The organism is Microbacterium sp., assembly GCF_049661145.1.
GTDB lineage: Bacteria > Actinomycetota > Actinomycetes > Actinomycetales > Microbacteriaceae > Microbacterium.
Genome location: NZ_JBASZT010000217.1, coordinates 1 through 11,109, shown reverse-complemented (window position 1 = coordinate 11,109; position 11,109 = coordinate 1). Strand labels below are relative to the sequence as shown.

The 11,109-nt window shown below is 65.9% G+C and carries 7 protein-coding genes; all 7 read right to left on the bottom strand.

The genetic code is table 11. The features are described from left to right. Positions 1-706 precede the first annotated feature (706 nt). A complete protein-coding gene (locus tag WBP48_RS09260) occupies positions 707-4,048 on the bottom strand; it encodes a Swt1 family HEPN domain-containing protein (protein WP_424439360.1) in 3,342 nt (1,113 codons plus the stop codon). Positions 4,049-4,144: 96 nt separating this feature from the next. Beyond that, complete coding sequence (locus WBP48_RS09255) at positions 4,145-4,624, bottom strand: HEPN domain-containing protein (protein WP_424439357.1); 480 nt, start codon at positions 4,622-4,624, stop codon at positions 4,145-4,147. A gap of 3 nt (positions 4,625-4,627) precedes the next feature. Next, complete coding sequence (locus WBP48_RS09250; RefSeq protein WP_424439354.1) at positions 4,628-5,776, bottom strand: DUF262 domain-containing protein; 1,149 nt, start codon at positions 5,774-5,776, stop codon at positions 4,628-4,630. A gap of 60 nt (positions 5,777-5,836) precedes the next feature. Continuing rightward, a complete protein-coding gene (locus WBP48_RS09245; RefSeq protein ID WP_424439351.1) occupies positions 5,837-8,671 on the bottom strand; it encodes a DUF1156 domain-containing protein in 2,835 nt (944 codons plus the stop codon). A 64-nt stretch (positions 8,672-8,735) separates the two neighbouring features. Next, positions 8,736-9,263, bottom strand: coding sequence for a hypothetical protein (locus WBP48_RS09240; RefSeq protein WP_424439348.1), 528 nt, complete (start codon positions 9,261-9,263; stop codon positions 8,736-8,738). Continuing rightward, positions 9,260-9,826: a hypothetical protein gene (locus WBP48_RS09235; RefSeq protein WP_424439345.1), complete on the bottom strand. Its 567-nt coding sequence runs from the start codon at positions 9,824-9,826 to the stop codon at positions 9,260-9,262. The genes WBP48_RS09240 and WBP48_RS09235 overlap by 4 nt, the downstream gene beginning before the upstream one ends. Next, positions 9,826-10,881 carry a nucleotidyltransferase domain-containing protein gene (locus WBP48_RS09230; RefSeq protein ID WP_424439342.1) on the bottom strand — a complete coding sequence of 352 codons (1,056 nt, stop codon included), beginning with the start codon at positions 10,879-10,881 and terminating at the stop codon, positions 9,826-9,828. The genes WBP48_RS09235 and WBP48_RS09230 overlap by 1 nt, the downstream gene beginning before the upstream one ends. Between the last annotated feature and the right edge of the window lie 228 nt (positions 10,882-11,109).

The window sequence follows — 11,109 nt, the reverse complement described above, 5'->3', positions numbered from 1 at the left end:
ACGGGATCATCACCATCGACGGCCACGACATCGCCGTCGCCGTCCCCCTCGAACCCCACGCCGCCACCGCCATCGAAGCCATCAAAACCCGCGCCGCCGCGGGGCACTAGCCTGAGCCAAGTCGGGTTAAACAACAAGCTAAGCTCGGGTCGTAGACCCGGAAGTCGTCCCTAAGGACGCCTTAACCGGGTCTACGCATGTATGGCTCGATCCGCCGCAGCCACGCGCCGCCCATTCGGCAAAGATGGCGCAGTTCAGGCTGCATACCTCGACTCAACCAGGTATGGCCGGCATGGACAGTGCGGTCACGCATGGACTGAGTTCGCCACGTTATGTGGTGTCGCGAGATCCGAGCGGCGCAACTGTCCGGGATCCGCCCGACCCTGTCCCCTCGGGCAATCGCCACTCTGTGCCCGCTATGAGCAACCGCTGTGCCTCATCGACGAAGATTCCGTCACCGGAGGGCTGCCCGGCCCGGGCAATCGCAGTGCTCGCGAGTGCCGTGAATTTAGCCTCGCCCTCAAGCTCATCGGCAAGATCCCGCATGGCGAACTCGCAGAACTCTGATCGGTTCATCCTGTGGCCCGTCGCCATGAGATCGAACCCTTGGAGGTCACGATCGAGACCAAGACAGTCAACTTCACACGGAAAGTATGACAGTTCACATGCCACTGCGTCCGGTGACTTCGATAACCTCTTCCGCTAGCTACTCCGCCTCGAACTCGTTCGTGGTGAACTTCAGCGTGGTGGCATTCTCGCGGATGGTGCGGAGCTGCTGCTCGGTGAAGCCGTCGGGATGAACTGCGTCGATGGAGAGGGAGATGGTGAGTTTCGCGCCAGACGCGGCGAGATTGGCGAGCACCTCACTGGCGATCTTGGCGAAGTCCGCGGAGTAGCGTTCGGCGCTGATCGGCGCGCTGCCGACGTACCGCGTCGCCGCGGGCTTCTTCGCGGACGCTGACGCGGGAGCGGAGGTCGTAGCGCCTCCCGTCGTGCCCGCGGCTGCTGCTGCCGCAGTCGCCGGGGAGTCAGCCCCCGGCTCAGGCGCGCTACTCGCGGTCGCTGCCAGATCTTCGGCGCGCTGCGCTTCGGCCGGTGCAGGCTTGACGATCAGGGTGGCGTCGGTGATGGGTGCGCGTCCGGTGTCGCCGGGCAGCCAGAGTCCGGCGTAGCGGTCGGTCGCCTCGTCGTGGCGGTCGGCGAGGGCGAAGCTCTCGCTCTGCCAGAGCAGCGGCTGGTTGTCGATGGCGTCGATGAGCACTTCGCGGGAGCGCAGGCGCGGCATGTACGGGTACTGCGCGTACAGGCTCCACAGGTCGCCGACGGCGATGTGGCCCGCCGACCAGGCGGCAGGCACCTTTGTGTCGAGCGCGAGCCGGATCGAGCGGGCGGCGTGCTGGGTGGAGTACGCGCCGGCGCTGCCGAGCTTCTTGGCGACGCGCTCGGCGAGCGAGCCCGCCTGCCCGTCGGCCTTGACCTCCTCCAGCTCGAACGGCGAGCCGGGGTCGGGTGCGACGGGGTTGAGCACCCACTGGTAGGTCAGCGCGAGCCGGTCGTCGACGGTGCGGCTGAACTGGCCGCGCTTGTCAGTGGCTTGCGCGAGCTGCTGCGGCGTGAGATTCAGCTCATTCGCCTTCTCCGCGATCTCCTTCCAAGCCAGGAATGAGCGCGCAGCCTGGTCGAGTTCGGCTAGACGCTCCTCATCGGGGGCGAGGAACACGACCATGTTACGGTTCGCGCGGTTCGCGGTGCCACGCCGCTCGGTAGCGGCTCGCGCGAAGTCATGCGCAGGCGAATCGCCCTTCTTGCGGCGGTGCGGGAACTTCGGGTGCAGGATGACGAGCCGAGCTTGGTCGGTGTCGGGGATGTCGCCCGAGTCGGCCGGGCCGACGTGGACGCCCGCGAAGTCCGACCGGGCGCGTTCCTGGCCGCGCAGACGCTTCACGATCTCGGCCCACACATCCTCGGGGTGCAGCGCGTCGGCGGCATCCTTCGCGCGGCGGGTGATGTTCGCCTGGGTGTCGTACCAGTGCTTGCCCGCCGACGAGTAGTAGTAGGTCGTGCGGTCGCCGAGCTGGGTGAGCGCGGAGTGGAAGTTGCCGACGACATCACCGGGGACCGCGGTGCCGATGAATACCCGCTGCGTGTCGATGCCCTTGTGCGCGGTGCCGATGGTCGGTGCCGCGCCGAAGAACACCGTGCGCGCCAGGCGCTTGGTGACCGACCGCTGGCCGAGCACCGGCTTGTCGCTGTCGATGCGTGCGGGCTCGGAGTTGGTGCCGTCCACGTCGGCGTCGATGACGGCCTTCCAGGAGTCCTGAAGGTACTGCGTCAGCTCGGCGTTCACCGAGGCGACCGACAACGGGATCGAGCCGGGCAGGATGAGCGGTCCCTGGTCTTCGCCGACCCAGAGCGCGTGGATGACGGCGTTCATCAGCCGCAGCACGCCGCGGGTGCGCTGGAACCGCTCCAGTGAGGACCAGTCCTCGTAGAGCCGGTCGAACAGCTCGGGATGTAGCGGGTAGGTCTGCTGGATGCGCCGCCCGTACTGCGGGTCGCGGGCCTCCTTCGGGAACTCCCCCGCGTTGGCCTGGTAGAAGTCGCTGAACGCCTTCGCGGTCGCCGCGATCTGCGCGAGCGCGGTGGCGTCCTCCGACTCGAACAGGCGCTGCTTCACGATCCGGTACGCCTCGTCGCTGGAGGCCGGACGCCACTGGTCGGCCACCCGGCGCACGACGTTCTGGAGGCGCTTCAGCGCCTCCATGCCGTTCGACCCGCCAACCTCCTCGGCCGCGCCCGCGACCTCCCCGCTGTCGTCGCCATCGTGCGAGGCCGGGATCGAGATAGCCAGCAGCACGCCGGGGATCGACTTCGCCGCCTCAGTCAACGACTGCGCGAACGTGAACTGCGTATCGAAGGTGCCGCCAGCGAGATCCTCGCGGCCGTAGAGCTGCCGAGCGTATGCGACCCACTCGTCGATCAGGATCACAGCGGGCGCGTACTTCGCCAGCAGGACATGCAGGTCACCACCGGGGTTAGTGCGCTTCTCATCGTGCTCGCGCACGATCTCATACGCCTCGCGCCCGCCGAGCTGCCACGCCAGCTCGCCCCACAGCGTGTTCACGCGGGTGCCGTCGTCCTTCGTCTCACCCTGCGGCGCGAAGTGGTTGCCGACCAGCGCGACCCGGCTCGCGGTGATGCCCTCCGACGGGTAGTCGTTCGCCGTCAGCAGCTCCTGCGCCTCCTGCGGGAACTTGGCCAGCGGCAGACCGCTGGCCAGGTGCCACAGCGCGAGCATCGAGTGCGACTTGCCGCCACCAAAGTTGGTCTGAAGGTTCACCACGGGCGAGGCGTTCGCGTCCCCGGCCAGACGCTTCACCGCGCGGCCGATCAGGTCTCGCAAACCCTCCGTGAGGTAGGTGCGGGCGAAGAACTGCGCCGGGTCGGAATACTCCCCGCTCGTCGCCGCCGGATCGCGGGCGACCTTGTAGAGGTCGGCGGCGAACTCGCTGGACTGGAAGTTGCCCGTCGCCACCTCGTCGCGCGGCTTCAGCACCTGCCGCCACGGGGCCAGGCCCGACGCGCCGGGCACCACGGTCGACGACTTCAGCGCCCGCGTGTCCTGCTTGCCGGTGGCGATGCGCCGCAGATCGAGCCGGATCGCGTCTACCTTGTCGGCCGCATACGCCTGCCCTACCGCGGCCAGCAGCAGCCGGGCGTAGTCGAGCGCCCGCAGAGCCGCGTCGTCATCGAACGAGGCGTTGTGCGCCCACTGATTCCGCGTCTCGCGCAGCAGGCTGGCATACGCCTCGTGCTCGCGCGTGACCGTGCCCTTGAACGGGTACCAACCCTTCTTCACGCGACCTGTGAGGCCCTCGGTCAGCATCCGAAGCTGCACGGCAGGGTCTTCCCGGCTGTATGCCTTGCCGGTAATGCCCTTCTCTTCGTCGGCGAGCTTGACCACCAGCGCCCAATCGGAGTCCCCGATCTGCGGCTCCAGCACCTCCGCGATGAACGGGTCGAGTGCCTCCGCAAGGATCTCGAACATCCGCCCAATGCGGTCACGATTTGATGTCGCCACTAGAAAGCCTCCTGACTTCCCAGGCTACCTGGAGCCTACGACAGCGGAATCGCGCCGGAGACCCTATGGTCGCGGATCTAGGAGCGAGCAGAGGTAGGCAACCAGCCGAAAGACATCATCCCGGTACTGCTGAACCTGTGGCATCCCGATCCCGCTGTCCCCACCGTGGGAGATGTTGTCCCGTAGCTTGCCGACGCTGTGGAGCGACTCAATCTCCTGCCGAAGCTTGACCTCAAGATCCACCCACCACTTCGGGTCGAAGGCGTCGAGCGTCTCCTTCAGCTTCACCTGGTTGATTCCCCATAGCTTCCCCATTCGACCCTCGACGAACCGATGCACGGTGGGCGCCGACTGCCGCCGCGCATGCTCGGCAACAAGATCCTTGACCGACTGCTCTGCGAACCCGGCGAGTCGGATACAGAGATAGCGGGCATAGTGGGCGCGAGCTTCGCTGCTCAGGTCGGTGCCGTCGATGAGACTGAAGACTGATTCCAGACGCCGCTGCTGACTTCGGACCTCGTCCGAGCCGTACAGTCGTGGCATCGCTTACCCCGCGAAGGCGGCAGTCGCCTTGTTGAGCCGCAGGATCACGTTGTCCTCGTCCGATGTACGAACGTTGGTGGCGGAGACGAACTCGTTGTCGCGCGCAAGCTTCTCATAGGCGGCTTGCAACTCCTCTGAATCAATCGCCGTCCCTCCGCCAATTCGTCGCATAACCCCGACCACGATCGAGTCAACAAAGGCCACGTTCAGTGCGCGCTCAGGACGGAATGCCGCCTTGCCGATCGCATGGTCGACCGCGTGAATCGCATCAACGAAGAGCTTTCCGATGCCATCCGACGCACTCACCAAGACATCTCGATGCGCGCTCAAATAGTCATTGAGGAATGTCTTGAGCGGCTTCCGGTAGCGATCCTGCCACTCATAGAGTGCGAGCACGCGGAGAATCAACTCGTGATCCCGAAACCTCGCGGACCGAGGACCATAGAGGTTCCGCCATGACTCGTCATCGTTGATTCGGCTGATCCCGCGCAAGAACTCACCTTCAAACAAGGCGATTCGAATCTCCTGTGGTTGGAGTGGGCTTCCACCCGTGTTCAGCCGCTCGTAGATCGAGTAGACGGCGTTCTGCGAGCCATTCGATGACTCATCGCGGAGAACGGTTGCATGGATAATGCTGTCATCGAGCCGCCGCCGGTCTTCGGGGCGGAGTTCTTCGTAGGTCTTGCCAAGAAACGGCTCCTGCACGCCGATAAGCCGGAAGACGCGGTCGCCAACGCGACCGGCGTAGAACTTCTGAAGTGTGCGTAGTCGCTGCTGACCATCCAACACCAAGAGACGATTGTCGCGGTCGCGGACCAAGAAGATGCCGGGCACAGGAAGCCCAAGCAGGAGGCTCTCGATGAAGCGGCTCATCTGGCTCGGACGCCAGACAAAACTGCGCTGGAAGGCGCCGACGTCTGTGCCAGGGTTTGCGGGATCGAATGACGGTACGACGACATCGCCCTTACCCATGCGCCGCACGAGTCCCTCAACGTCGTAGTCGGCACCGTATGACGCGATGTCATACGTCGTTGTGACGACCTCGGAGTCAGGATCAATGTCGAACAGCTCCACCTCACCGTCCTGGACCGACCTCGGAGAGAGTTCGCTGGAGGCCTCCGCATCATCTTCTGGCCAGTCGGTCGAGGTCATGAGGCCAGCCTACCGACCGCGTGCGACAGTCGACGTGGGTGGTGCTTTGTCGACTCTCCGCTACTCAAGCGCGTCGAAGTCGAGCGTCGCGGCCGTGCTGACGGGCGCAGCCGTCCGCCCAGAGTCGAGCAGCTCCGACCACGACGTGGCGATGCCGTTGAACGAGATGGCGTCCTTCGTCCAGCCGTTCTTCTCGGCTACCTGGAACAGCAGGTACGCCAACTCCTTCACGAGGTCGAGGTCGACCGCGCCATCGGATCGGCGGCTCGCGTCGTGCAGGAATGCTCCCGCAGCCGGGATGCCCTTCGACTCCTGGATGCGGATCGTGTGCTGGAGCGCCTCCCACGCGGACGTGTGCTGGTCGGAGGTCACGTCGTAGTCGTCCGGCAGATCGGTCGGACGGTAGAGCTGCACCTTCCCTGCGCGGGCGCTCAGGATGCCGCCGCGCTCCATCGCCGAGACCGCCGTTGCGCGCGCTCGTGCCAGGTTCTCGGCATCGCCGAACGCTCCGGCGTCGTAGCCGTTGCTTCGATACCAGGCGATGGCGAATCGCGTGGTCGGATCGAAGTCGCCCTCCTGCTCAGTCAGCAACTCGTCCAGCACCTCGTTGATGCGCGCAAGCGCCGAGCGCACTGCCATCTCCGAGCCATCAGACTCGATGACCTTCGCGTACCGCGAGAACACCGCCATCCCTGGCCCGATGGCCGACTGCGGAAGGTCGACCGGTGCGATCCCACCTTGCTGCAGCTCCCGCAACGCCGGGCCAAGCTCGCGCTTCATCGCGGCGATGAAGCCGCGTCGGTCAGTCACAGGTGCATCCTCGGCGCGCGGGCGGAGTGCGAGAACGACCGAGGAAGCGAGCGCGTTGGAGCCCGAGGCGATCATCCGATTGCTGAGTTCCGATCGCACCGGCCATGTCGCTGTGACCGACCACCCCGCACGAACCATCGACCCGAGGATTGTCTCCCAGCCCGTGGACGCTTCGCCGCTCGCATCAGTCTCCGACTGCTTGAACGCGTAGTAGACAGTGATGGGATAGTCGTTGGTTGCCTCCTCGCGTGCATGCTCGAAAACCTGCTCAAAGCCCACTTCGAAGAAGGTCTTGGCGCCTTCCTTACCTCCATGTCGATGGGGATTCGCGACGAGTTCTTCTGCCTTCGGAACCAGAATGGTGCCGAGCAAGCCGGGGTGAATTTCACGAGCCGACCGGCGGAGCCACACGTAGAAGTAGTCGGAAAGGTCTGAGTAGCCGATGTTGTCGTAGTAGGGCGGGTCCGTGCTGACGAGGACATTGGAGTATGAACGGCTCGCTGCGTCCGCTTGCCGAACCTCGGCGAATGGCGTCGCAGGTACGCGCTCGACTACCTCCGCTGTCCACTCAACTTGACCGAGGAAGTTCCCGGACGATTCCGAGAACAGATTCACTTCGGCGAAGTCCCAAGCCATCGGGATCGCCTGACGGCCGAAGGTGTTACGGATCGACTCGCGAGAACTGTCCCAGCTGCTCATCCCTGATAGACGATCCGAAGTTCGGCTGATGCCAAGCGCCAGGTAGGTAGCGACCGAATCGGCGTAGGCGCCTGCGTCGGAACCACCGGACTCTAGGCGCGAGCTTTCGACTTCACCTTCGGCAAGGGCATCCATAAGGACACGATCACGCGCTTCGGAGATTAGGTCGCTCAGGGTCGTGAGCGCAGCCAACTGCCTATGGGTAAAGAGGTCTGCCCACTCGTCAAACCCGTAGATGCGTACAGTCTGGGGATTGGCGGGGCTAAGACCGTGCGGCGGCAACGAGCCCGACGGTGTGGAAGTAGGACGTCCTATGTCTGCGGCCCGCTCATCGAGGCTCGTCGGGTCAAGGTACTCACGCTGGCGTGTTCCCTCGGCGACGACAGCGATCAGTCGGGCGCCCAGCCGAGACTCACGACCCTCAGCGCGAACGTAGGCCAAAGGGACGGAAGTGCCGCACGAGAGACAGGTCGCTGCGGTACGAGCGACTGTGCCGTCGCTCGCCTCCTTTGGCGCAAGCTTCGGATCGTGCCCGATCGAGTACTCGACTCGACCGTTCACTACCGTCGGCACGACGTAGGCTTCCTTGCCCTTCTTCTTGCCGAGCCACCAAGAGCGCACGAGGGGCATCTCGATGCCGCAGGCCGGGTTCGGGCAGGTGACGGTGCGCGCCCAGATCCAGGCGATGACGGTCGCCTCTCCGCCGCCCGGCAACTTCGCCTTCGGGTAGAGATGGCCGATGCGCTTCTGCGCCTCGTCGCGCATCCACTCGCCGTACCGTCGCACGTCCTCCGCAAGGCCGGTCGCCTTCGGCCAGTCGGTGCGTGTGCCCGCTGCGCCGGGGAACACCGGCTCGCGCCCGGCGAACTTGGGCGGGATCTCGACGAGCGCCTTGTTGATGAGCACCGCGACGGGGTTGAGGTCGCTCGCGTGGGCCTCCAGGCCGAGACGCTGTGCCTCCAGTGGGATGGTTCCGCCGCCCGCGAAGGGGTCGAGGATCGCGGGCGGGTCGCCGTTCGTGGACTTCAGAATCTCGGCGCGCACAGCGTCGAACAGGGCTTCGTCCCCCAGGTTGTCCCAATCGACCATGCGCGTGATGAGGTCAAATAGACGCTCGCGTTCCTGCTTGATGCGGTGACCGGCCCAGCCCTCGGGGTCTTCGTAGCCCTTCTCTCGGGCGTCGGCGAGGAACTCGTCTTCACGCGCGGACGGGTCATCAACGAGCTGCGCGAACAACACAGCTCGCGCGGTCGCTAGGGGTCGCCGCGCCCACCACAGGTGCAGGGTGCTCGGGTGCCCGTGACGGATCGACTTCTCGCGCGCCGACTGCTTGTTGATCTCGTCGAGCGGGATCGAGACTTCGATCAGCTTGCGCTTGACTGCCACTGGATTCCTCTCGGATGCGCTCTCGCGCCTGGTATTACTGCGACTTTCGAGCCTACCGGCGGGCTCAGACGGTGCCGGGAGGCCCCGGTGCGTGGCGAGTGCTCACGGGTGAGCCTTGCACTACCGCGCGCGCGGCGTCGGCGCGGGGGTGCGGGTAGGCCACCACGAGCGGCACGTCGCGGTCGCGGCGAGTCGGACGTGCCTTCCATGCCGCGCTCATCTGCGGCCCGGCCTCTGCCTTTGCAGCCGTGACCAGCGCAGAGTAGGCGTCGAGCACCTTGGGGGCGATGAGCGCGAGGTGCGCGCTGTAGAAGTCGAGGCGGGACTGGATCTCGCTGACGTGCGCGGTAAGCGCGAACCGATCCGCAGCGGTGCCCGACCGTCGACGGACACGGTACGGCGCTTCGAGGTAGTCGCTGACGGCCTGGAGCGCACCCGCGTATGCGTCCGCGCGACGCGAGCGTGCGTGCTGGCGGCGCTCGTGGAGGAAGCCGAGCGCAACGATCCCCGCGGCAAGGATCGCCGCCGCGACTGTGGCGATCCCGTCCCAGGTGATCGGCGCGGGCGGAAAGAGCGAGAGGAGCCAGTTCACGCTGCCCGCCTCCGCTCAGCAGGGAACCCATGCTCCGCCTGCGGCGCGATCCACTCCCCCGTCTCGCGGTAGACATCCTCGAAGAAGAGGTGATCCGCGGCGAGCGACAGCAGCGTGCGCAGCCCATGCTGCGCCGTCCAGCGGCGCTGCACCGGATCGCGTGGGAAGTAGAGGCAGAGGGAACCGTCCGCGAAGCGATGTCGTGCCCCATCCATCTGTCCCGCATAGACGGACGGGAAGTTCCGGCCGTCGAGCAGCCGCAGCTCGCCCGGATACCAGCGCGTCGGTCGGAAGACGACGGTGACGGCGACGCGCTCGGTTCGCCCCTGGACGTCGATTCCGTTATGCCGGTACACCCGCGCTGGTTCCTCTACGTAGCCGAGCGGGAGTCGGCCCAGCGGTACGACACGACAGCAGTCCATCCGCACCGCGGCAGCATCGCCATACGTCAGCATCCGGGAAGTGCGCTTGACGCTGAGATGCCGACCGAGCGAGCCGAATGCCTCGGCATCGAACGGCCCGTACCACTCGGGGTCGTCGCCGTACCACACCCCCGAAGACATCAGCAGGACCAGGAGCGGGTGTTGATGCGGTCGGCGAGCGCCGTCGTCGAGGCGGTCGCCGCGACCCGCGCCGGTGCGGAGAAGGTCTTCGCCTTGAAGCGCGCGGCCTCGGCAGCCCGGACTGCGGACTGGTCCGGCCGCGGCATCATCTCTTCGTCGGCGAAGAACTTCGCCAGCTCGTTGAGCGCAAGGATCGGATACCCGTCATCCTCCAGCATGAGCGCACGGTCGAAGATCGCCTTGGCTTCCTTGAACTCCGCGATCACCTGGGTCATCGTGAACTTCTCGTTGATCTTGATCGGCCCGGCGACGCCCGCGGGATCGGGCGTCTCGCCGATGCTGAGCTGCTCGATGGCGTGGTTCAGCCAGGTGCTGATGTAGTCCGTCATGGTCACCGGCGCGATGATGCAGCCGAGCGCGAGCGCCTTGATGTTCCAGGAGCAGATCGGCCGGTCATGCTTGCGGTTCCAGTGCTTCATGAGCCGCGTGCCGCGGGCGAAGGTCGAACGGGTGACGGCGTTCGCCTCCTTCACCAGCTCGGTGTGGCGCTCGGGGTGGCTGCGATCCCAGGTGTGGTAGTTCGGGATGTAGAGCCCCGCGCCGGTGCGGTTGTCGATGGCCGTGATGACATCGGCCGTGAAGTCGGCCTTGCCAGGCGTCACGGGGTCACCGAACCGCACGAGGATGGAGCGATGACGGTTGATGTGCTCGACCCGCAGCTTCGGGTACTCGTCCTTCGGCTCGCGCCGGATCGCGTCGGTCGCGCTCTCCTGGAGTGCGCCGGGACCGCGCAGGCCCGGCCCGTAGAGCCCGTCGGGATCGGGGACCACGATGCCGAGATCGACGTCGGTCAGCGGGTTGAGCGCGTCGCCGTGGGCGATGCTGCCGTTGACGTAGGTGTGCCCGCCGAACTCGCGCTCGAGCGCGTCGGCGATCGCGTCGCGCCGTCGCCGTGCCTCGGCGAGTTCCTCGGGGGTGACCTCGATGCGCGAGCGTGCTGTATTGAGCGCGTGCTCCACGGTGCTGGTGCGGGTAGGGATGTCCAAGAGCGTCACTGTCGGCTCCTTCCTGCCGGATTCGGGTCCGGCGGTCGGGGGCCTCGATGCTCGACATTCGGCGTGTCCGTTTGGGCACTTTTCCGCTTGTCTGGCTAGTAGAGTGTTGCGGCTAATGCTGTGGGTATAGGTGTCGGAGTTTGATGCGGGCGTCGGTTGTCGTGAACTGCCAGTCGACTTGCCGCTGGTTGTGGTTGGTCGCCTGCTGCCACGCGGTGAGTTCGGCGT